Genomic DNA, 21,801 nt, shown 5'->3' on the forward strand with positions numbered 1-21,801 from the left:
CCGTGCGATACCTGGTGCTCAGTGACATCCACGCAAATATCGACGCGCTCGAGGCGGTGCTGACCACCGCCACGCCGGAGACGTACGACGGCGTGCTCCTGCTGGGCGACCTCGTCGGCTACGGAGCGGAACCGAATCTGGTCGTGGACCGCATGTCGGCGCTGTCACCTCTCGCGGCGATCCGCGGCAATCACGACAAGGTGGCCACAGGGCTCGAGAGCGCGGAAGGGTTCAACCCGGCGGCGGCCCGAGCCGCGCGGTGGACTCGCGACACGCTCACCGACCGCACGCGCGACTATCTCCGCGGACTCCAGAAAGGACCGCTCATCGTGGACGATCTCGTCGAGATCTGCCACGGTTCGCCGATCGACGAGGACGCGTATGTCTTCGGGGAGCTCGACGCCGCTGAAGCGCTCAACGCCACGCGCCGTCCGGTGTGCCTGTTCGGCCACACGCACATTCCCATGGGCGCCACGCTGTCGCCGGTCGGGACGCTGGACATGATCTTTCACGGGGCGCACGGTGAGGGGCGGATTGAACTCGACCCCGGGCTTCGGTACCTGTTCAACCCCGGCTCGGTGGGGCAACCGCGTGATGGCGATCCGCGCGCCGCCTTCGCCCTGCTCGACACCGGTCTTCGAGCCATCGAGTTCCGACGGGTCGCGTACCCGGTCGAGCGCGCCCGCGATCGCATCATTGACGCCGGCCTGCCAAAGCCGCTGGGCTTGCGGCTGCTCCAGGGGCGCTAGTCGCTCAGCGGTCCCGGGGCTCGCCGCGCCTCGCGGCCCGTTCCTCGCGGCGCTTCAGCTCCATGGCATACGCATCGCGCGCCGCCCGCGATCCGAGGATCCATCCGATGACGATGCCGATGAAGAGCATCGCCGGGATGTAGATGAAGTGTCCCGCGCCCATCTGGCCCACGTCGATACCTCCGCTGCTTACTGCCGCCCCACGCGATCAGCAATCCGCGTCGAGAGGGCGTGCATCTCGCCCTCGACCTTCATGAGCCGGCGCCAGATCGTCCACAGGTACACCAGCAGTACGGCCCAGACGAATGCATACGCCGTCATCAGCAGAGGGGCCGCCGGCAACTGCTCCTGTTGGGGCAGCGCCTTCACGGGCACGAACTCGTCCTGGGGCTGGCCGGCCGCCTGGCTCGCCGCCGGCTCGGCCGTTCGTCCCGCCTGGGTGGATGCCGCGACCTGGCCCACGAACACCAGCGACATCGCCACCAGCACCACAATCCGGGCTCCCGTCACGCCACAACACCTCATCGGAGATTCTCCGTTCTTCGATCGCATCCCTCGTTCCCCACGGTCACCCGCTCCCGCTCACTCCTCCTCGGCGAGGAGGTAGAGGTGTTCGACATCGGCGCGCCGGTGTTCGAGCCTCATGCGGGCCGCCAGGAGCAGACCGAACAGGAGCACGAACGCCGCCACGCAGAACCAGAACGGCCCGCGCATGCCAGGTGACAGCGTCGGCACCACCCGGGTCGTCGGATGAATCGTGCGCCAGATATTGACCGAGATGTAGACGAACGGCACGTTCGCCATCCCGAAGACGGCCATGGCCGCCGACAACTTCTCCGCCCCCGGCCCGCCGAACCGCCGCACGAGCAAGTACGCAAGAAAGATCATCCACATCAGCAGCGTGGAAGTCAGGCGCGCGTCCCATTGCCACCATACCCCCCACGCTTTGCGCGCCCAGAGCGGCCCCGTCACCAGCACGATCAGGCCGAACACCACCGTCAGTTCAGCCGCGGCGCTGGCCACGCGATCCGCCGCCGCGTGCCCTCTGAACAGGTACACCGCGCTCGCGATACCGCAGACGAAGGCGGCCAGGAACATCACCATCGCCGACGGAACGTGGTAGTAGAAGATCTTCTGCACCAGCCCCATCGTGGACTCGTACGGCGCATTCACGATCATCACCGGCGCCGCGGCGAACAGCACGAGGGCCAGCAGCACGAGGGCCGGGTATAGGTTCTTCATAGGCTCAATCACCGATCCACGCTCGAAGGTCCGGCGTCGGTCTCATTCCGTCATCAGTGGCTCGAAGGTCCAGAGTGAGAGCGTGACGAACACGATATCAAAGAACGCCAGGAGCGCAATCCACATCTGCGCCAGATCGTCGGCCGGCACGGGCTCGAACAGCGCGGCGGTCCCGCGCACCCCGGCGATGATGACTGGAATCGTGATCGGATACAGCAGGATTGGCAGGAGCACGTCGCGGCTGCGCGCGCGCACCAGCATCGCGGCGAACAGCGTCCCGACCGCGGAGAACCCGACCGTGCCGCAGACCAGGAGGGCCACGAGCAGCACGGGACGTGCACCCACGGGCGCGTGGAACAGCAGCGCGACGAGAGGCACGAGGATCGCCTCGACGATGAGGAGCAACAGGACGATCCCGAGGAGCTTGCCGACGTAGATGGCGGGCCTGCTCGCTGGCGCGAGCATCAGCGCACGCAGCGTTTCGGCGTGCCGCTCGCGCTCGAACGTGCGGCCGAGCGCCAGCGTGCCGGCAAAGGCAATCGAGATCCACATGATGCCGGCTGCCGCATCCTCGAGGGGCCGGCCCTCCTTGACGAGCGCGAACGCGAACACCAGCACACAGGCCACGGCGAAAAACGCGGTCGTGTAGAGAATCTCCCGGCTCCGCACCTCGACGGTGAGGTCCTTCCGCATCACGAGCCACGCCACTCGCAGGAACATCACGGCTACTCCGCTCCCGCCACATGCGCCCGGTAGTGCTCGCGAATCCGGCCGTGCGCCTCGTCCAGCGCAACCAGCCGACCCTCTTTCAGCACCGCAACCCGGTCGAGCAGCATCTCGGCCACATCGAGATCGTGAGTGACGACGACAATGATCCGACCGGCGGTCCGGAGTTCGCCGAGCCGCGCCACGAGCGCCGCGACTGACGCGTCGTCCAGCCCGGTAAACGGCTCGTCGAGGAGCAACAGTCGCGGATCGTGCAGCAGCGCACGCTCGAGTGCGAGCCTCTGGCGCATTCCGCGAGAGAACCCCGACACCACGTCATCGCGTCGGGTGGTCAGGCCCGCGCGCTCCAACGCATGTCCCACACGCCCGCTGACGTCCGGCAGATCATAGAGCCGCGCGAAGAACTCGAGGTTCTCGGCGGCGGTCAGTTCAGGATACAGGTGCAGGTCGTGCGACAGAAACCCCAAGCGGGCTCGAAGCGCCGGGCCGGCCTCGGCGGCGGTGAGCGGGCCATAGCGGACATCGCCCACTGACGGTGCCAGCAGTGTCGCGAGGATCGCGAGGAGCGTGGACTTGCCGGCGCCGTTCGGCCCGAGCAGACCCAGGACCTCCCCGGAGCGGCACGCAAGCGAGACGCGCGCCAGCGCGCGCCGGCGGCCGTAGTGACGGGACACGTCACGGACGGCCACCTCGGTGAAGTCGAACGTCACGCGGCAAGTCCCTGGTCGCCACGCGGACCGGTGGGCTCGGTGTCGAGTTCGCCGTAGATCCGTTCGAGCTCGCCGACGAGTTCGTCGCGCCGCACCGCGAATGCTTCATCGCTGCCCGGCCCTGCCGTGTGCTTCTCCTCGAGCGCCAGCAGGTCCCGAAAGACCCGTTCGCGCCGCGTTTCGAGTTGCTGGCGGACAGCGGCCTCGGCCGACCGCCCCCGCGTGCGGAGCGCGCCCCAGGCACCGCCCGCCACGAGCAGCGCGGCGAGCGTCAGCGCCACGTTCCGGGGCCACGTCGGGTGATGCGGCAATCCGGCCAGATCCAGCGCCAGCACGTCGCCAGCCTTCAGGGCCGGCCCCATCCCGATCAACGTCGGTTTTCCGGTGTCGGTCACCTCGCGAACGTTCGTGAGCTGTGGCGAGGACAGCGTCATCGCACCGGTTCTCTCCGCGATGAGCGTGACTTGATCGAAGGCGACCGGAAGCGGCTGCCGGATCGCCACGCGGGCCGAAGGCTGCAGCGAATAGGCGATCTGGACGGACGTGACGCCGGGTCGGAATGGCCCCGTCACCGTGACGTGCGGACCGTTGGCCTTGGCCAGCGGGGACGACCCCTCGAGGACCGTCGTGTTCTGCGCACCCGCGGGCAGGTCGAAGACGACTGGCGACGCGGTCTTCACGGGAGCCCCCGGGTTCTTGTTCACCAAGTCGAACAGGTAATAGACCTGCAGCACCTCGTCTTCGAACTGCAGGATGACCCGGGACTGGCCGCCGAGCGATACGGAGCCGGGCACGGCCTCCCTGGCGATCTGCAGTTCCGCCGACTTGTCGGCCGCGACCAGCATCAGCACGACGCCGCCTTGGGGCGGTATCTGGAATTCCTGCGACTCGAGGCGCTCGCCATCGACCGTCGTGACGGCCTGCACCGTGGTTCCCGGCGCCAGGCCGGTCAGCAACGCGTGGCCCGTCTGATCGCTCTTCACCGTCTGCTTCTTCCCGTTCACGGTGAAGTCCACCGAGTGGTCGATGATCAGGTTGGACAGCACGCCGCGGACCAGCCTCACCGAAACGGCACCAGCGGGCACGGTTTCCGACGGCCTTGGGATCCCGGACATGGCCTTCGCATCCGGCATGCCGGCCACGCCGCCCATGCCTCCCATCTGCGCCTGGACGGCCGATCCGACAAGCAGGCTACCGCCGACGACGAGCACGGCAACCACGTGCCGGGCGCGCTTCCCCACCGTGGCCTGACGCGCGGCGAGTTCCCTCTCGATCACCTCCCGGTATGCCGCGCTGCCGCTGTCCAGCTGGCGCATCACCCGCAGGGCCCTGGTGCGAAGGCGCCCCGTCATCTCCTGCCAATCAGCTTCGGACACCTTCCCCATCGCACGGTCGAACTCCAGTTCCTTGATCGCGCGAAGCGCCAGCGTCTTCTCGCGTTCGAGCGCAGCCCGCGTCCGTCCGCCCAACATCTCCGGCGTGTCCAGGGAGTCCGGCTGCGCAAGTGGCCAGAGCATGCGGAGCGCCGCGTAACCCGCCACACCAGCAGCCATGACGGTCAGACAGATGAAGATCACGTTGGCAGGACGCGTCCCGCGGACCGCGATCGCCGCGGCCGACGAGGCGATCAACGTCCCGATCACGAACAGGTGCCATGGCTGGAACCCGCTGACGACTGGGGTGGCTTCTGCGCCCGGTGGCGCTTGCGGTCGGCGTTTAGTCGAGGTCTCTGAGCTCATCGTCGAGCCGCGCCTCCAGTTCGGTGTCCACACGTTCCGCAGATGGCGTCGGGAGGGCCGGCGCAGGCTCGCCCTTGGCGGGCCTGCGGGACCACCTGATCGCCGCGATGCCGACGACGAGGAGACCACCTGCGCCGATGACGTAGGGAAACAGCCACGCGAGCCGGTTGAATCCTTTGTCGATAGGCATCGCCAGCGGTTCCTGGCTCCCGTACTTCTTGATGTAGTACTGCAGGACCTGTTCGCGCGTGAGACCCATCTTGACCAGATTCCCAATCTCCGCGCGCATCTCCGCAGCATAGCCGCACGTGCACTCACCGACGAGCTGCCGGCCGCACGTGCCACACATGCAGATCAGGGACTTGTAGAGATCCCGCTCGAGGGCCGTCTTCGGCTCCACCGGCCTGAATGCCGGGCTCTCGACGTGCTGTGCGGCCACGGGCCCGCCCATCAGCAGCAGGACCAGCACGAGCATCGCGATCGTCGCCGGTGCGGGCACCTTCGATGTCGCGAACCCCAGCGCCTGCTCGGGCAACAGCGCCAGCATCGTTCCGAGTGCCAGGACGCCGAATCCGACCCAGATCCAGTCCACCAGAGGATTGATGACGACCTGCAGGCTGACCGACTGATCCTGCAACTCGAAGCCCGGCATGACGATGTACAGGTCCTCGGCCACGCTTCGCCGAATCGCGACCTGTGACACCGGCTCCTGCTCGTGCCTGCGATAGAGCCATTTCCCGGGGAACGCCTTGTCGATTTCCTTGCCGTCTCGGAACACCGTCAGGTGCCCGGTGATCATCTGCTTCTGCCCGTCGTCGGTCACCCGCACACCGTCGTTGCGGATCACGTAGTGGCCGACCTGCGCCTGCTGGCCGGGCTTCAGCACCATCTGCTCGTCGATCTTGAACGCCTGGCCCGTGAACCCGAGGAACATCAACACGATGCCCAGGTGAACGATGTAGCCGCCGTAGCGGCGCTTCGATCGGGCCACGAGTCCAACCATCGCCGTGAGGTAGTCGGTACCCGAGGCCTGCCGGCGAACCGCTGCACCGCGGACGAACTCCTGAACGACCGTCACGCCGACGAATGCGCAGAGCGCGAAGCACAGTCCCGGCGGCCAGAAGGGAATTCCGGCAAGGGACAGTCCGACCGGCGTGAGCACGGCGACGATCGTCGCCCAGAGGAACTGTTCCCGGAGATTGGTCGGTGTAGACTTCCGCCACGCGAGCAGCGGGCCGACCCCGGTCAGGAACAGCAGGATCAACCCGATCGGAAGCATCCACTTGTTGAAGAACGGCGGACCGACCGTCAGGCGCTCGCCGGTCAACGCCTCGCTGATCGTCGGGAACATCGTCGCGAACAGCACGAAGAGCGCGGCGAACAGCAGCACCCAGTTGTTCACGAGGAAGGCGGCCTCCCGCGACACCCACGAATCGAGTTCGTGGCGTGACCGCAGCAGCGGCAGGCGGTAGACGATGTAGCCGAAGCTCACCGTCAGGATGACGAGCATGAAGCCCGTGAACAGCCACGCGAGTTGGCGGTCCTCGCCGAACGCGTGCACCGACTGGACGACGCCGGAGCGCGTCATGAACGTGCCGAAGATCGTCAGGAAGAACGTGACGACCACGAGCGTGACGTTCCAGACGCGCAGCATGCCGCGGCGTTCCTGCACCATGACGCTGTGCAGGAAGGCGGTGCCGGTGAGCCAGGGCAACAGCCCCGCGTTCTCGACCGGGTCCCATCCCCAGTATCCGCCCCAGCCCAGCACTTCGTACGCCCAGATCATCCCGAGCGTCAGGCCGAACGAGAGGAACAGCCAGCTCACCATCGTCCAGCGCCGGACGGCGCGCAGCCAGGCGTCGTCGAGGTGCCCGGTGATTAGCGCCGCGAGGCCGAAGGCGAACGGGATCGTCATCCCGACGAACCCGACGTACAGCGACGGCGGATGGATCGCCATGTAGGCGTTCTGAAGGAGCGGATTGAGACCCTTCCCCTCCGTCGGCGCCACGAGCAGATACGTTTCGAACGGGTTCTTGTGGATGACCATCAAGAACAGGAAGAACATCTGCACCACGGAGATGATCGCCACGACGTATGGCATCAGTTCGCGGTGGCGTTCCCGGTTCACGTGGACGGCAACCGAGCCGAAGATCGCCAGCAGGAACACCCAGAACATGATCGAGCCGTCGAGGCCGCCCCAGTAGGAGGTCAGCTTGTAGATGAACGGCTGCACCGTGTCCGAGTAGTGCTGGACGTATTTGATGCTGTAGTCGTCGGTGACGAAGGCGTGGATGATCACCGCGGTGCCGACCGTGAGCAGCGCGGCTACGAAATAGAATGCGCCGATTGCGCTGTCGATCAGACTGCGGGATCCACGCCGAGCACCGGTAACTGCCGCGGCCGCCGCGTAGGCGGAGACCACGAACGCCGCGAGGAGTGTGAAGGTGCCAAGGGAGGCCATGGGTTACTCGCTGACCGCGCGGACGTCCACCAGGAACCCGAGCGGGACGTGTTGACTCTCCGGTGTTCGTCCCGACCGAACCCCAATGACAGACGGCTGCGACAGGAATATGAGGTTTCGCCTACACGCCAGGTGCGGCGGCAACCTTCTTCGCTTCGTACTTGGAGGGACACTTCGCCATGACGCCGTTCGGCGAGACGTGGAAGCCGTCCGGCTCGAGCTTGCCCTTCAGTACAACCTCCGCGTCATCCGAAAACGTGTCCGGGACGATTCCGGTATAGTGGGCCGACACGACACGGACGCCGTCGCCGACCTTGTTGGTGACCTTGAACTTGTAGTCGAGCGAATCACGCTTGCGCAGGATGGAGTCCCTGACGACGTAGCCGTGAAGCTGCAGGTTCTTGCCCTGCCACGCGGCGGGATTCACGAGCACCTCGTCGACGTGCTTGTAATACTCGGTGCCTTCGCGAAGCGTCGCGCGCAGGAGGCCGCCCAGAGCGAGAGCCAGCACGACCACCGTCAGTCCGATCTTGACGCCCTTGTTTGCCATAGTGCCTTTCGCTGGTTTTCCCCAAACCAGAATACCGTCTGGCGCCGAATGGGTCAATCGCCTGCCGATTCTCCGCCACCCTTGAACCCCATCTGCCGCATCATCTGCCAGACGCGCGCGACGGGCAGGCCCACCACGTTGGAGTACGAGCCGACGATTCGGTCGACGAATCGCGACGCCAGCCCTTGCACGGCGTAGGCGCCCGCCTTGTCCGCCGGTTCGCCCGAAGCGACGTACCAACTGATCTCCCGGGAACTGAGAGGCAGGAATCGGACTCGGCTGGTGTCCACCGCCGACACCTCGTCCATCCCGTGCCTCAGCGCTACGCCTGTCAGCACCTCGTGCTCACGTGCGGACAGCAGATGCAGCATCCGGACCGCGTCCGCCTCATCCACGGGTTTCCCGAGGATGAGGCCATCCACGACCACCGCCGTGTCGGCCCCGAGCACGACGGCTTCGGGCGGCGCCTCAACCGTCCGCGCCTTGGCGACGGCCAGCCGTACGACATACTCCGCCGCGCATTCGCCATCGCGCGTTCGCTCGTCCACCTCCGCGGGGCGGACCTCGAACTCGAAGCCGGCGGCGGCCAGCAACTGAGCGCGACGTGGTGAGCCAGACGCAAGAATCAGACGCACGGAACGATCTTACATGGTCCAATCAATGAGAGAATACGGACATCTTGGATTCACTGTCCTCGGTTCTCCCCAACGCGGTCCGCATACTCCTCCGACAGGGCCCGATGTCGCCCGGCAAACTCCGGTTGGCCTGGCGCGTCGCTGTCGGTGCAGCCATCGACCGGGTCACCACGGTTTCGATGGACGACCACAAGGTCGTGCAGGTGGTGGCCCCTGACGCCACATGGCGTCGAGAGCTCAAACGCTCGCAAGCCCTCATCCTATCCAGGCTGCGGGACCTGGTGGGCGCCGACGAAGTGGCGAGTGTGAAGATCCTGGGCAAGAGCGGCAAGGAGTAAAGGAGCAGACGTGGCGAGTCCCGTGGGACACGCGTTGGCCGGGATGGCGGTCGGGTGGGTGATCTCGGGTGCTGGAGGTGCCAGAGGTGCTGATGGTGCCGAAGGTGCTGGTGCTGGAGGTGCCAGAGGTGCTTATGGTGCTGAAGGTGCGGGTGCCAGAGGTGCTGATGGTGCTGAAGGTGCGGGTGCCAGAGGTGCTGATGGTGCTGATGGTGCGGGTGCCGGGGGGGCGAGGACTCGGTGGCTCGAGCGGTGGGGCCCAACCCTCGCATTCGCGATCGCCGGGTGCGCCCCGGATCTGGACTTGCTGGTCGACCGCCATAGCCAGTACACCCACAGCCTCGGCGCGGCGCTGATCGTCCTCGCGGTCGGCTTCATCGTGGTGCGGCCGCGATCGAGAGTTGCCGCGGTGTTCGTCGTTGGCATCGCCGCCGCCTACGGTTCTCACGTGCTGGTCGACTGGCTGACCGAAGACACGTCGCCGCCGATCGGCATCATGGCCCTGTGGCCGTTCAGTTCCGAGTACTACGTGTCGCCGGTCAGCGTCTTCGGAAGTCTCGCCCGACACGTGTGGTTGAGAAGATACTGGTGGCTGAATACCACCTCCCTCCTTCGTGAGTGGGCGATTCTCGTTCCATTGGCGCTCCTGGCGTGGCGACTCCGGGGGCCGGGCCGGCTTCAAGCGCCGCCCCGCGGCAGTTCCTGCCACACGGCGCCGGCCGAGGCGACGAAATTCTCGCCGTCCCCACCGTCGCCGGTCGATGATGGCGAAAGTCCATACACCTCCAAATAACTATGTAATAGGTATTTATTCATCTCACGCAAGTCTCTTTCGCTTGACATTACAGCCGGCACGCCTCTAGAATGCTGGGGCTGAGAAGGTCAGACGATGTGACCCCGTGGCGGTAAGCGCCGGGGTCGAACTGGAACCTGGAGAGGAGCGCCGATGGCCGCCGACGATCGCAACGAACGCAGTAAGGCCCTGGATGTCGCCGTCAGTCAAATCGAGAAGCAGTTTGGCAAGGGGTCCATCATGCGGCTCGGCGTCAAGGGCGCGATCGCGCCGGTCGATGCCATTCCCACCGGATCGATCAGTCTCGACTTCGCACTGGGCATCGGCGGCGTGCCGCGTGGCCGCGTGGTCGAGATCTTCGGGCCCGAGTCGTCGGGCAAGACGACGCTCGCGCTCCAGGTGATCGCGCAGGCCCAGAAACTCGGCGGCATGGCGGCCTTCGTGGACGCGGAACATGCGCTCGACGCCACCTACGCCCGAAAGCTCGGTGTTGATCTCGACAACCTGCTGGTCTCACAGCCGGACAATGGCGAGCAGGCGCTCGAGATCGTCGAAGTCCTCGTCCGATCGGGCGGCGTGGACGTGGTCGTGGTGGACTCGGTCGCCGCGCTCGTGCCACGGGCGGAAATTGAAGGCGAGATGGGCGAAGCCCAAATGGGTCTCCAGGCCCGGCTCATGTCACAGGCGCTTCGCAAGCTCACGGGCGTCGTCTCGAAGTCGAAGACCTGCCTCGTCTTCATCAACCAGTTGCGCGAGAAGATCGGCGTCATGTTCGGCAACCCCGAGACGACGACGGGCGGGCGCGCGCTCAAGTTCTACGCGTCGGTGCGCCTCGACATCCGGCGCATCGCGACCATCAAGGACGGCGATGTCATCATCGGCGGCCGCACCCGCGTCAAGGTGGTGAAGAACAAGGTGGCGCCGCCATTTCGCGAGGCGGAGTTCGACATTCTCTACGGCGAGGGGATCTCGCGCGAGGGTGACCTCCTCGATTCGGCTGTCGAGCGGAAGATCGTGGACAAGAGCGGCACGTGGTTCGCCTACAGCGGCGATCGGCTCGGCCAGGGACGCGAGAACGTCAAGCAGTACCTGCGCGACAACCCCGAGGTCACGCAGGCCATCGAGGATCGTCTCCGCAAGGAGATGGGGCTCACCCACGAAGAAGCGGCCGAAGCCTGACGCGGTGCCACGTCCGAGGACCCTCACCCGCATCTGCGTCTTCTGCGCGTCGAGCGACGGAGTGCTTGGCGCGTACGGCGCGGCGGCCGTCTCGCTCGGCCGCGGGCTTGCCGCCCGCGGCCTCGGACTCGTCTACGGCGGCAGCAACATCGGCCTGATGCGGTTGCTGGCGGATGCCGCGATCGAAGGCGGCGGCGAAGTGATCGGCGTCATCCCTCAACAACTCGTCGACCGCGAGCGCGCACACCGCGGCCTCACCGACCTCCGCATCGTCCGCTCCATGCACGAGCGGAAGGCGCTGATGGCCGATCTGGCCGATGCGTTCGTCGCGCTGCCCGGCGGCTACGGCACGCTCGACGAGTTCTGCGAGGTGCTCACGTGGGCGCAGCTCGGCTTGCACAACAAACCCTGCGCGCTGTTGAACGTCGCCGGGTACTACGACGGCCTGCTTGCGCTCTTTGCGCGGGCGCGCCGCGAGGGATTCCTGTACAGCACGGGCCGCGACGTCATCGTGGAGGATGACGTGGAGCGACTGCTCGATCTGGTGATGAACCAGCCATGACGAATCGCCGTGATGCCGAGAGTGACTCCGGGTTGGCCGAATCCACACCGGAGGACGTGAGCCAAGCCGTGCGCGCCGCCCACGACGCGTTTCCCGCCCTCGCGTCCGCCGGGCCGGCGACTCGCGCGTCGCTCCTGCGGGGCATCGCGCGGGAGCTTCAGGCGCTCGGCGACGCGCTCCTCGACTCGGCCGCTGCCGAGACGGCCTTGCCGCTCCAGCGCCTGGTCGGCGAACGAGCGCGAACCGTCGGGCAGTTGGAGATGTTCGCGGCCCTCGTGGAGGAAGGGTCCTGGGTGGACGCACGGATCGACACGGCCATTGCCGATCGACGTCCAACTCCAAAGCCCGATCTCCGCCGCCTGCTCGTGCCAATCGGCCCGGTGGCCGTCTTCGGCGCCAGCAACTTCCCTCTTGCTTTTTGCGCCGCGGGGGGAGATACCGCGTCGGCGCTCGCGTCGGGTTGTCCGGTCGTCATGAAGCCGCATCCCGCGCACGCCCGCACGGCGGACATGGCCGTCGCGGCCGTGTGCCGCGCAGTAGCGGCCGTAGGCCTGCCCCGCGGCGTCTTCACTGCCGTTCACGGCGAGAGCCATGAAGTCGGCCTGTCCCTGGTCAGGCACCCACTCGTTCGCGCCGTCGCATTCACCGGTTCGCTTCGTGGGGGGCGAGCACTGTTCGACCTGGCGGCATCACGTCCCGACCCTATCTCGGTCTTCGCCGAGATGGGCAGCCTGAACCCGGTGTTCCTGCTGGCTTCGGCGCTCGAAGGCCACGCCGAGGAACTGGCTGAGGCATTTGCCGCGTCCATGACACTCGGCGTCGGTCAATTCTGCACGAAGCCCGGCGTTGTCGTTGCCGTGCGGGGCCCGGCGTTCGAGCGATTCGCGCAACGTCTCGCGGACGAGATCTCATCAGTGGCGCCCGGCCGGATGCTCTCCCCCGCCTTGGCCTCGAGCTATCGCGCGGCGGTCGACCGTGTGCGCGCGCGGTGCGACGTGCTGGTCGCCGGTCGGTCGAGTGGTACTGGCGCGACTTCCGAGGGCCACGCGGTTGTCCTCCGGACCACGATGACCCGGTTCGTCGAGGACGAGTGCTTGCGAAGCGAGATGTTCGGACCAGCGGCGCTCGTGGTCGAGGCGGAGGACGATGGAGAACTCGAAGAACTCGCGCTGGCGTTACCCGGGCAACTCACCGCGACAATCCACGCCAGCGATCAGGAACTGGCAGCCAAATCGGCGTTGGTGAGCACGCTCCAGCAGAAGGCTGGGCGCCTGGTGTTCAACGGTTTCCCAACCGGCCTCGAGGTGTGTCCATCGACAGAGCACGGGGGACCGTATCCTGCGACCACCGACGCGCGATCGACCTCGGTCGGCACCGACGCGATCCTCCGGTTCGCCCGGCCGGTCTGCTACCAGTCGTTCCCGCAAGCGGTGCTGCCGGTCGAACTGCGCGACAGGAACTACCGAGGGATTTGGCGGACCTTGAACGGCGCGCTGACGCGTGCCGACGTGGAGCGGTGAGCCAGGACGCTCGACTTTGGACTCTCGAGTTCGGTATAATCTCGGTTCCGCTGAGCGTTGCTCTTCCTCTCCGTGGCGAGGTAGCTCAGTTGGTAGAGCATACGACTGAAAATCGTAGTGTCGCCAGTTCGATTCTGGCCCTCGCCACCACCTTCCTCCTTCCTCCTTCATCCTTCCTCCTTCATCCTTCGTATTTGGTGCTGCTCGGCGCCTGGTTCTCCCAGAGCGCGCGCCACAACGGGAGTAGACCCGTGATGACGCGGTCAATCGTGCGGACGAGCTCCACGGGATCGGCGAGGACAGCGGCATCCTCCGGTTGATCGGGCGTCAGCCACTTGCCAAAGAAGATCAACTCGCCACAGCCGGGGTCGGCATGCAGGAGCGCCTCGACTCCCTGCGGTACATCCTTGGGGTCTGGTCGCGGGCTGCCGTCGAGGCCCTGGAGACGGCCCTCCTCCTTGATCATCCAGCCGGAGTACAGGCTCCCACGGGGCGACGACAACAGCGATTGAAAATGGCGGAAGTGCGCGCGCACGCGCACCAGACCTGCCGCGCGGTCGGCATCGTGGCCGCGGTCGTTCAGGTTGAAGCCAACGCCAACGCGAAGCCAATCATCGCCGTGCCGGCTCCCGCCGAACATCCCGATATTGAACTGCGGCTCCCATCGTCCCCCATGGCTGAACGCGAACCAGTGGCCATGTTGCGCGTGCACATCGCTGCGACTCACGCGGAACAACTGCTTGTGTCCCGCCTCGCGCACCGACGCCGCCTCGACGGCGGAGCCCAGGGTATTCACGCGTCGGAGCAGGTCCTGCACGCGAGGGCCGAAGCGCGCCGCGATGTCGCCCCGGGCGCAGAGGCACAACTCGGTGAAGGCTCGCTTCTCGAAGCCGGCGAAGCTCAGAGGAACTGGCTCGGCCGGCGCTGCCGCCGGGGCGGTCGCGGCTCGCACCGGCCGCGGCTCCGTGTCTTTAGCCACGCGCGGCGCACGCCGCACGCGCGTCGGCGTCACCTCCACCTGCATCGGGTGGCGCAGCCGTTCGACGGCCGCCAATCCGCCACCCGCGATGAGGTGGCGCGGGTCACGGCGGAGCACCTCCCGGTACTCGGTTTCGCTCTCGTCGAGGCGACCGGCCTCGAGCAGGCATCGGGCCAGCCGTGTACGCGAACCCGTGTCGTCCGGGTTCTCTGCCACGAGTTGGCGGTTCAATTCCAGCGACTCAGGGCCGAAATCTTGTGCAATTGCCAGGGCGCGCGCGCGTTCTTGTGTCGACGGCATGCGCAAGCGTGTCACGCCAAGGGTGGCTGGTGCAAGCGCCGTCTGCGGTTCCAGTCGCAAACCCAGCAATTCGGTCTATACTGTGGCTCGCCCATCGCTCCTTCCGGGCGCCACGTCTCCTAAACTCCCGTGCTGACGTCGTTGCCAGCGTGTGAGGCCTGAATGGCAGACACACGTTCGACCCGACCGCCCCATCGCGCCGTGCGCAACTCAGCACGGACCGCATTCATCGGGCTGGCCCTCGCGGCGGCTGCCGTTGTCGCCGAGCCGGCCCAGCAGAAGTTTGTCCCGCCTCGGACGCTCGACCCGTACATCCGCTTCGAGCGCATGCCGATCCCACGCGCGATCGTGTTCGAGATGATCCAGGATCGCCGTGGGTTCATCTGGTTCGCGACTGACAGCGGGTTGTACCGCTTCGACGGCTACCGTGCCCGGCTCTACCGACCGGAGCCGATAGCTTCCGGACTCCCCGCCTCGGTCTACAGCACGCAACTCGCTGAGGACGCGTCGGGCGCGATCTGGGTCTCGACCGACAATGGCTTGGGCCGGGTCGATCCGATCACGGGCCGCTTTGTCGTCTATCGGAATCGCCCGGGCGATCCAGGGAGCATCGCCCGCAACGTGGTCAATGGCCTCCGGGTTGACCGCGCCGGCATCGTCTGGGCCGGCACGGTCGGACTCGATCGCATCGATCCGAAGACCGGGACGGTCACGCACTTCGTCAACCGCCGCGACGACCCGACCACGATCAGCAGCAACGCGATCCACGACATCTGCGAGGATACGGACGGTACACTGTGGCTCGCCACCAACGCAGGTCTCGACGCGTTCGATAAGAGGACCGGGCGCGCGGTCCGCTTCGACCCGGCGCCAGCTGTCCGTGGGGCTGCCGCTCCGGTGCTGGTCAATCTCGTGAGATTGGCTGAAGGCAACCGGTTGCTCGTTGGCACCGAGTCAGGCGCGGTGTGGTTCGATCGGGCCTCGCATCGGTTCGCCCCGTTGTTGAACGAGAAGGGGCAGGTGGCCCCGGAGTTGCTCAGCTATATCAGGGCCGTCGGTTACAGCAGGGATGGCCGCTATTACTGGTTCGGCACCAGCGACGGCGTTGTTCGATACGAGCTGGCCACTGGGACGACACAGCGCATCGTCGGGGTCCCGGGGGTCCCGGGCGCATTTGCGACGAATCAGATCCGATCCCTCCTCGTCGACGACGCCGGCGGCATCTGGGCGGCTCCGCAGGGTGACGCGGTCTACCGGTACGACCCCGGAGCATCGCCCGTTGCGTCCCTCCGGAGTGTCCCTGGCGCCGCCGACAGCCTCGCCCGCAACAACATGTTCGGCGTGGCCGAGGATGCAGCGGGCGCGCTCTGGGTGGGGACCGACGGCGCTGGAGTGGACCGGGTCGACCCGACGACGGGCCAGGCGCGGCACTTCGCCTATCAACCCGGAGATCCCAATAGCCTGCCCGACAACTTTGTTCGAAGCGTCGCGGTCGGTGGCGACGGCGCAATCTGGGTCGCCACGGTCCGGGGCGGCGTGGCACGGATCGATCCCGACACGAACAGGGTCACCCGATTTCAGCACGACCCGCAGCGTCCCGATGGTCTCGACTCGAACAACGTCCGCACCGTGTATCGAGATCGCCAGGACCGGATCTGGATCGGCACGACCGAGGGCTCGCTCCACCGATACGACGCCGCCACCAAGACCATTCACCGCGTGCCGCTGGTGATCGACGGGAACCGACTCTACGGCGTGCTCGACTTCCTGGTGGGCGCTGACGGCAGCTACTGGATCGCCACGTACGGCCACGGTCTGGCTCGAGTGAAGCCGGACGGAACGATGAGCGTGTTCCGCACCAACCCTTCTGATCCCGCCTCCCTCAGCGGAGACAGCGCCTGGACGATCTGCGAGGACCAGCAGGGCACCATCTGGGTGGGAACCAGTTCCGGCCTGGATGCGATCGACCCGCGGACGTCGAGTGTCCGCCGCTACAGCGAAGCCGATCGTCTCGCGAGCAACGCCGTGCGGGCCATCGTCGAGGACCGTGACCGTGCGCTCTGGGTCGCCACGGACCGGGGACTGTCGCGACGGGATCCGGTCACCGGCGAGTTCAGGACGTACACGGCCGAGGACGGTTTCGTGAGTTCGTCCTTCTCCTACAAGACGGCGCTGCGCCTGCGCGACGGTCGCCTCTGTTTCGGCGGGGCCGACGGACTGATCCTCTTCGACCCGTCCAGACTGACCGAGAACCGCCTCGCGCCGCGCGTCGTGTTGACGGCCCTGATGCTCGGCAGCACGGTCGTGGACGTTGGGGCACCGGGCTCGCCGCTCGTGCGGGATATCGATCGGACGGATCCGCTTGTCCTTGGACCGCAGCACCGCTCGTTCGCCATTGAGTTCTCCGCGCTCAATTATCGTTTTCCCGCTAAGAACCAGTTCCGGTACAGGCTCGATGGATTCGATCCGTCGCCCAACTGGAATCTGGTGGACAGTACCCACCGCGAGGCACGCTACACGGGGCTTCCACCGGGCGAGTACGTGCTCAGGGTCACTGGATCGAACAACGAGGGGATCTGGAACCGCACGCCTCGCGCAATCCGGATCATCATCGAGCCACCGTGGTGGCGAACGAGGACGGCTCAGCTGTCCTACTGGATGGTCGGCGCGGGCCTCGTGATTGGCTTCGTGCAGCTCCGGACACGCGCACACCGACGGGAACTGGCCCGCCAGCGGGCCATCAACGAGGCGCTGCAACGGCTTGGCGATGAGCGCCAGGACACACTGCGGCAGCTCGAGGCCTCACAGGCAGCGCTGCAACAGTTGAACGCCGATCTGGAGCGGCGGGTCCAGAGCCGTACCGCGCAACTCGAGGCCGCCAACCAGGAACTCGAAGCGTTCTCCTATTCCGTTTCGCACGATCTCCGCACGCCGCTGCGCGCGATTGACGGCTTCTCCAAGCTGGCGCTCACAGAACAGGGAGAGTCGTTCCATCCGAAGACCGTTCGCTACCTCGGCCTCGTGCGCGAGAGCACCGCGCAGATGGCGAGGTTGATCGACGACCTCCTGGCGTTTTCGCGCCTTGGCCGCCAGCCGCTCACCCGGCGAGAGGTGGACATGCGGGACCTCGTCGAGCGCGTGCTAATCGCACTCGCGGCGGAACGGGGCGAGCGGGCGATCACGATCTCGATAGGCGATCTTCCCGTGTGCGACGGCGATCGGGCGCTGCTGAAACAGGTCTGGCTGAACCTGCTGGGCAACGCCCTCAAGTTCACCCGCGGGTTCGACCCAGCGCGGATCGAGGTCGGGAGCGAGGTCGTCGACGGCGTCGTGTCGTACTTCGTCAGGGACACGGGAGCTGGCTTCGACATGACGTACGCCAGCAAGCTGTTCGGCGTATTCCAGCGGCTCCACACCGCGGAACAGTACGACGGAACCGGTGTGGGTCTAGCCATCGTACAGCGAATCGTGCATCGTCACGGCGGGCGCGTGTGGGCGCATGGTGTGCCAAATCAGGGCGCCACATTCTGGTTCACCATTGGCCGTGACGGTCCGGCGACCCAAGATGGACAAGGTGAGGGAGGCGGTGATGAGCGGCGCCCCTGTTGAGATCCTCCTCGTCGAGGACAACGAGAACGACGCCGAGCTGGCGTTGTACGGCCTGCGCGAGCACCGTCTCGCCAACGAGATTGCCGTGGTCAGGGACGGCGTCGAGGCGCTCGACTTTCTATTCAGCACCGGCGCCTACGCAGCTCGGTCCACGGAGGCTCCCCCTCGCCTGATCCTGCTGGACCTCAAGCTCCCGAAACTCGATGGCCTCGACGTCCTTCGACGCGTGAAGACCGATCCCCGGACCCGCACGATCCCGGTGGTGATGCTGACGTCGTCGCGGGAGGAACGGGATCTCATCGAGAGCTACCGCCTGGGCGTCAATAGCTACATCGTCAAACCGGTCGATTTCGAGCAGTTCACGCAGGCGGTCGCGCAACTTGGACTGTACTGGCTGCTGCTCAACCAGCCCCCACCGCCACTGCGCGTCACACCCGAGGTCGGGTGACCGTGCCTGGCACGGCATCGCGGCTCCGAAGACGACACCGTCTCCGCCCCCGGACGATCGTCGGAGCGTTGGTCCTCCTGACGTTCGTCGCCTGCTCGCTTCATCTCACCCTCTACTCGGCCGGTCGATTCCTGCTGATCCCGTTCACGACCCTGACGACGTCTGGAAATCGCCTCTACGCCGACCCGGCGATTCCTGCGGACGTCCGGGTCACGCTCGAACGGGAGACAGTCCGTGCGCGCCAACGCGTCAAGGCTCTCTTCGGTGACGTGCGCTCGCGCCCGCTGATTGTGGCAGTCAGCAGCCCGCGCTATGCCCGCTTGTTCGGCGGGAGCCTGACCGGAACCGGACTGACGCACCTCTCGGTAGTCGGCTCGTGGATCCTCCTCTCGCCACGCGGCTTCAATGCCGACGTGATCGCGCACGAGTGGACCCACGCCGAGATGCGCGCCCGCGTCCGAACAGTGCGTTACGAAGCGATCATTCCTCTGTGGTTCAACGAGGGCGTGGCGATGCAGAACGACTGGCGGCCGGAGTATTCGCGCCGCGCCTTCGACCGGCGCCTCCAGAGTGACGCACCGATCCGGTTGTCCGACATCGCGACCCCGGAGGGCTTTCGCGAGCACCGGGCGCTGGCGTACATGACCGCCAAGTTCGAGATCGAGCGCTGGATCTCCATCACCCACCAGAAGGGCCTCGTTGCGCTGCTCGACGGCCTCTCGAGCCGCGAGGAGTTCGAAACCCGCTACGCGACACCGCCCTCCGGGTCCTGACTCCTGTACAATTCCCCTGCTCCTCAAGGAGGGCTCATGGCACTCATCGGACGGTTGGTCAGGTCTGGTCTCCCTCTCATCTTCCTCACGCTCGTCGGCGGAGCGCTTCCGACGATGCTCACGGCCCGAGCTGCGCAGGATCCTCAGCGCGTCACGTCCACGGATCCGGCGCTCCGCTTGAACGGCTTCAAGCAGCACGAGACGATGGCACAGGCCTCACCGTTCAAGGATGTCAAGTGGCAATGGGTCGGGCCGCGGAACGTCAGCGGTCGCTGCGTCGACATCGCGGTTGCCGCGCCGCGCGGCAAGTACTATGCAATCTACGTCGCCACCGCAACCGGCGGCCTGTGGAAGACGGAGAATGAGGCAACCACCTGGCAGCCCGTCTTTCAGAACGGCCCGGCCACGACCATCGGGGACGTCACCATCGCCCCGTCGAACCCCGCCATCGTGTGGATGGGAACCGGCGAGGCCAACATCTTCCGAAGCTCGCAGGCAGGGATCGGGGTGTACAAGTCGGTGGACGCGGGCAAGACCTGGCAGCACATGGGCCTGGCCGACACCTACACAATTCCGCGAATCGTCATTCACCCCACGAACCCGGACATCGTCTACGTGGCCGCCTCCGGCCACGAGTGGACCACGAACGCCGAGCGTGGCATCTACAAGACGGCGGACGGCGGAAGGACCTGGCAGAAGGTCCTGTTCGTCGACGCGACGACGGGGGCGATCGACCTCGTGATGGATCCATCCGACCCGAACACGCTCTACGCGGCCACCTGGCAGCGGACCCGGCTCAAGTGGAATGACCCACGGAATTTCGCGGACTACTCGGGAAGCGGCATCCAGAAGACCACTGACGGCGGCAAGACGTGGAGGGCCATCAACGCCGGCCTGCCCGCTCCGAAGCATCGCGGCCGGATCGGTCTCGATGTCTGTCTGACGCGGTCGAACACCCTGTACGCGCTGGTGGACAACTACGAAGTCGCGCGCGAGCCGACCGAAGAAGAGAAGACCGATCCCTACGGCATTCCATCGAGCGGGTACATCAAGGGCGCGACGGTCTATCGCTCGGATGACAAGGGCGAGCACTGGACCCAGGTGAGCGGCATGGCGAGTCCGGAGCAGAAGAAGTTCATGGAGCGCAGTTCCAACACCTACGGGTGGGTGTTCGGACAGATCCGCGTCGATCCAAACGACGTGAATACTGTTTACACCATGGGCCTTGGCCTCAACGTATCGAATGACGGGGGGAAGACGTTCCGAAGCCTCGACACACCCGGCGGCGACCATCACGGCCTGTGGATCGATCCCGCCAATTCGAACTACCTCGTCAACGTGTTCGACCAGGGTCTTGCGATCTCGTACGACCGCGGCAAGACGTGGAAGCACGCCCTTGGCGGGCCCCGCGTGATGGGGGCGGCCGAGGCCTATCAGCAGAATCTCCCGGTCACGCAGTTCTTCAACGTCGCCTTCGACATGGCCACGCCATTCCACGTCTATGGCTCGTCGCAGGACCACGGCAGCTTCCGTGGCATCGTCGACCTGTCGGCTGGCCGAGACAAGATTCCGGCGATCGACTTCGAGGAAACTCCCGGAGGTGAGGGCTCGACCCACGCGATCGACCCGTCCAATCCGAACATCGTCTACTCGTCGGGTTTCTACGGGACCCTCTCTCGCACCGACCTGAGCATCTCGGGGAGGAACCGGAGCAAGGACCTCCTCCCGGCGCGCTACCCTGACGAATCGTCGTTCCGCGGCGAATGGCTCGCGCCGACCATCCTGTCGCCGCACAGCGGCAGCATCCTCTACCACGGCATGCAGTACGTGTTGATGTCGCGCGACCACGGCGACACGTGGGAGGTCATCAGCCCCGACCTGACCCGTGGCGCCGCGACGGAGAAGGGCGACATCCCGTATCACACAATCTTCGCCTTGTCCGAGTCACCCCTCCGGCCCGGTCTGCTCTATGCCGGCACGGACGACGGGCGGGTGCACGTGACGAAGGATGGCGGAAAGACCTGGGCGGAGATTTCTGCCGGGGCGGCACCTCGACGGTGGGTTTCGCGGCTCATCGCGTCGGCCTACAGCCTGGGTACCGTCTACATGACTCAGAACGGCAAGCGTGATGACGACTTCACACCCTACGTCTGGAAGTCGATCGACTTCGGCAAGACGTGGACGAGCATTGCGTCTGGCATCCCGCTTGGGCCCGTCAACGTGATCCGAGAAGACCCGGTGGACAAGCAGATCCTGTACGTCGGGACGGATACTGGCGTCTACGTGACGACCGACGGAGGAAAGAGCTGGTCGGTCCTGGGCGGCGGCCTCCCGACCACTTACGTGCACGACCTGGTCATCCATCCGCGCGACAACGTGATCGTCATCGCCACGCACGGCCGCGGCATGTGGGCACTCGACGCCAACGCGATCAACAAGAAGGCGGAACGAAGACAGCGGTTCGAGGGACAGTGAACCCGCGTCCGGG

At 66.2% G+C, this 21,801-nt stretch carries 20 protein-coding genes and 1 tRNA gene; 11 read left to right on the top strand and 10 right to left on the bottom strand.

Annotated features, from left to right (window positions below; genetic code table 11):
- The first annotated feature begins 2 nt into the window (after window positions 1-2).
- Window positions 3-749, top strand: a complete 747-nt coding sequence (locus VGK32_06955) for a metallophosphoesterase family protein (GenBank protein ID HEY3381489.1) — start codon at window positions 3-5, stop codon at window positions 747-749.
- A gap of 4 nt (window positions 750-753) precedes the next feature.
- Here the strand turns inward: VGK32_06955 and VGK32_06960 are convergent, their stop codons facing one another.
- The 9 genes from VGK32_06960 to VGK32_07000 form a co-directional block, all read right to left on the bottom strand.
- Window positions 754-921: a hypothetical protein gene (locus tag VGK32_06960; GenBank protein ID HEY3381490.1), complete on the bottom strand. Its 168-nt coding sequence runs from the start codon at window positions 919-921 to the stop codon at window positions 754-756.
- Between the two features lie 17 nt (window positions 922-938).
- On the bottom strand, window positions 939-1,274 hold the full coding sequence (locus VGK32_06965; GenBank protein ID HEY3381491.1) for a CcmD family protein: 336 nt from the start codon (window positions 1,272-1,274) through the stop codon (window positions 939-941).
- A gap of 57 nt (window positions 1,275-1,331) precedes the next feature.
- Window positions 1,332-1,991: a cytochrome c biogenesis protein CcsA gene (gene ccsA, locus VGK32_06970; protein ID HEY3381492.1), complete on the bottom strand. Its 660-nt coding sequence runs from the start codon at window positions 1,989-1,991 to the stop codon at window positions 1,332-1,334.
- Between the two features lie 42 nt (window positions 1,992-2,033).
- Window positions 2,034-2,711: a heme exporter protein CcmB gene (locus VGK32_06975; protein ID HEY3381493.1), complete on the bottom strand. Its 678-nt coding sequence runs from the start codon at window positions 2,709-2,711 to the stop codon at window positions 2,034-2,036.
- Between the two features lie 5 nt (window positions 2,712-2,716).
- The gene (locus VGK32_06980; GenBank protein ID HEY3381494.1) at window positions 2,717-3,427 is read right to left on the bottom strand and encodes an ABC transporter ATP-binding protein; all 711 of its coding nucleotides are present in this window, start codon (window positions 3,425-3,427) and stop codon (window positions 2,717-2,719) included.
- Window positions 3,424-5,166 carry a hypothetical protein gene (locus tag VGK32_06985; protein ID HEY3381495.1) on the bottom strand — a complete coding sequence of 581 codons (1,743 nt, stop codon included), beginning with the start codon at window positions 5,164-5,166 and terminating at the stop codon, window positions 3,424-3,426. The genes VGK32_06980 and VGK32_06985 overlap by 4 nt, the downstream gene beginning before the upstream one ends.
- On the bottom strand, window positions 5,144-7,627 hold the full coding sequence (locus VGK32_06990; GenBank protein ID HEY3381496.1) for a cytochrome c-type biogenesis CcmF C-terminal domain-containing protein: 2,484 nt from the start codon (window positions 7,625-7,627) through the stop codon (window positions 5,144-5,146). The genes VGK32_06985 and VGK32_06990 overlap by 23 nt, the downstream gene beginning before the upstream one ends.
- A 121-nt stretch (window positions 7,628-7,748) precedes the next feature.
- Window positions 7,749-8,177 carry a cytochrome c maturation protein CcmE gene (locus VGK32_06995; GenBank protein HEY3381497.1) on the bottom strand — a complete coding sequence of 143 codons (429 nt, stop codon included), beginning with the start codon at window positions 8,175-8,177 and terminating at the stop codon, window positions 7,749-7,751.
- Window positions 8,178-8,230: 53 nt separating this feature from the next.
- Entirely contained in the window at window positions 8,231-8,812 is a 582-nt protein-coding gene (locus tag VGK32_07000) for a Maf family protein (GenBank protein ID HEY3381498.1), read from the bottom strand.
- A gap of 44 nt (window positions 8,813-8,856) precedes the next feature.
- On the opposite strand from VGK32_07000, the gene VGK32_07005 reads away from it, so the two are divergent.
- The 6 genes from VGK32_07005 (at window position 8,857) to VGK32_07030 (ending at window position 13,354) form a co-directional block, all read left to right on the top strand.
- Window positions 8,857-9,150: a DciA family protein gene (locus tag VGK32_07005; protein ID HEY3381499.1), complete on the top strand. Its 294-nt coding sequence runs from the start codon at window positions 8,857-8,859 to the stop codon at window positions 9,148-9,150.
- A 43-nt stretch (window positions 9,151-9,193) separates the two neighbouring features.
- The gene (locus VGK32_07010) at window positions 9,194-9,943 is read left to right on the top strand and encodes a metal-dependent hydrolase (protein ID HEY3381500.1); all 750 of its coding nucleotides are present in this window, start codon (window positions 9,194-9,196) and stop codon (window positions 9,941-9,943) included.
- A 153-nt stretch (window positions 9,944-10,096) separates the two neighbouring features.
- On the top strand, window positions 10,097-11,122 hold the full coding sequence (recA, locus tag VGK32_07015; protein HEY3381501.1) for a recombinase RecA: 1,026 nt from the start codon (window positions 10,097-10,099) through the stop codon (window positions 11,120-11,122).
- A gap of 4 nt (window positions 11,123-11,126) precedes the next feature.
- Window positions 11,127-11,684 (top strand): TIGR00730 family Rossman fold protein, encoded by a 558-nt coding sequence (locus VGK32_07020; protein ID HEY3381502.1) that lies wholly within the window; start codon window positions 11,127-11,129, stop codon window positions 11,682-11,684.
- The gene (locus tag VGK32_07025; protein ID HEY3381503.1) at window positions 11,681-13,204 is read left to right on the top strand and encodes an aldehyde dehydrogenase (NADP(+)); all 1,524 of its coding nucleotides are present in this window, start codon (window positions 11,681-11,683) and stop codon (window positions 13,202-13,204) included. The genes VGK32_07020 and VGK32_07025 overlap by 4 nt, the downstream gene beginning before the upstream one ends.
- A gap of 74 nt (window positions 13,205-13,278) precedes the next feature.
- Window positions 13,279-13,354: transfer RNA gene (locus VGK32_07030), tRNA-Phe, on the top strand.
- 31 nt (window positions 13,355-13,385) lie between these two features.
- On the opposite strand, the gene VGK32_07035 is transcribed toward VGK32_07030, so the two are convergent.
- The gene (locus VGK32_07035; GenBank protein ID HEY3381504.1) at window positions 13,386-14,483 is read right to left on the bottom strand and encodes a tetratricopeptide repeat protein; all 1,098 of its coding nucleotides are present in this window, start codon (window positions 14,481-14,483) and stop codon (window positions 13,386-13,388) included.
- Between the two features lie 162 nt (window positions 14,484-14,645).
- Between VGK32_07035 and VGK32_07040 the strand changes: the two genes are divergently transcribed.
- The 4 genes from VGK32_07040 to VGK32_07055 all read left to right on the top strand — a co-directional run bounded on the left by VGK32_07040 (window position 14,646) and on the right by VGK32_07055 (window position 21,788).
- The gene (locus tag VGK32_07040; GenBank protein ID HEY3381505.1) at window positions 14,646-18,092 is read left to right on the top strand and encodes a two-component regulator propeller domain-containing protein; all 3,447 of its coding nucleotides are present in this window, start codon (window positions 14,646-14,648) and stop codon (window positions 18,090-18,092) included.
- Window positions 18,073-18,540: a response regulator gene (locus tag VGK32_07045; GenBank protein HEY3381506.1), complete on the top strand. Its 468-nt coding sequence runs from the start codon at window positions 18,073-18,075 to the stop codon at window positions 18,538-18,540. The genes VGK32_07040 and VGK32_07045 overlap by 20 nt, the downstream gene beginning before the upstream one ends.
- A 68-nt stretch (window positions 18,541-18,608) precedes the next feature.
- On the top strand, window positions 18,609-19,313 hold the full coding sequence (locus tag VGK32_07050) for a hypothetical protein (GenBank protein HEY3381507.1): 705 nt from the start codon (window positions 18,609-18,611) through the stop codon (window positions 19,311-19,313).
- A gap of 36 nt (window positions 19,314-19,349) precedes the next feature.
- A complete protein-coding gene (locus VGK32_07055; GenBank protein ID HEY3381508.1) occupies window positions 19,350-21,788 on the top strand; it encodes a hypothetical protein in 2,439 nt (812 codons plus the stop codon).
- Window positions 21,789-21,801: the final 13 nt, after the last annotated feature.

The organism is Vicinamibacterales bacterium (genome assembly GCA_036504215.1).
Taxonomy (GTDB): Bacteria; Acidobacteriota; Vicinamibacteria; order Vicinamibacterales; family Fen-181; genus FEN-299.

Coding starts and splice junctions, on each gene's coding strand:
- VGK32_07045 (HEY3381506.1), top strand. CDS start 18,073: ATGAGCGGCGCCCCTGTTGAGATCCTCCTCGTCGAGGACAACGAGAAC.
- VGK32_06975 (HEY3381493.1), bottom strand. CDS start 2,711: ATGTTCCTGCGAGTGGCGTGGCTCGTGATGCGGAAGGACCTCACCGTC.
- recA (HEY3381501.1), top strand. CDS start 10,097: ATGGCCGCCGACGATCGCAACGAACGCAGTAAGGCCCTGGATGTCGCC.
- VGK32_06965 (HEY3381491.1), bottom strand. CDS start 1,274: ATGAGGTGTTGTGGCGTGACGGGAGCCCGGATTGTGGTGCTGGTGGCG.
- VGK32_07035 (HEY3381504.1), bottom strand. CDS start 14,483: ATGCCGTCGACACAAGAACGCGCGCGCGCCCTGGCAATTGCACAAGAT.
- VGK32_06995 (HEY3381497.1), bottom strand. CDS start 8,177: ATGGCAAACAAGGGCGTCAAGATCGGACTGACGGTGGTCGTGCTGGCT.
- VGK32_07025 (HEY3381503.1), top strand. CDS start 11,681: ATGACGAATCGCCGTGATGCCGAGAGTGACTCCGGGTTGGCCGAATCC.
- VGK32_07010 (HEY3381500.1), top strand. CDS start 9,194: ATGGCGGTCGGGTGGGTGATCTCGGGTGCTGGAGGTGCCAGAGGTGCT.
- VGK32_07040 (HEY3381505.1), top strand. CDS start 14,646: ATGGCAGACACACGTTCGACCCGACCGCCCCATCGCGCCGTGCGCAAC.
- VGK32_06990 (HEY3381496.1), bottom strand. CDS start 7,627: ATGGCCTCCCTTGGCACCTTCACACTCCTCGCGGCGTTCGTGGTCTCC.
- VGK32_07055 (HEY3381508.1), top strand. CDS start 19,350: ATGGCACTCATCGGACGGTTGGTCAGGTCTGGTCTCCCTCTCATCTTC.
- VGK32_06985 (HEY3381495.1), bottom strand. CDS start 5,166: ATGAGCTCAGAGACCTCGACTAAACGCCGACCGCAAGCGCCACCGGGC.
- ccsA (HEY3381492.1), bottom strand. CDS start 1,991: ATGAAGAACCTATACCCGGCCCTCGTGCTGCTGGCCCTCGTGCTGTTC.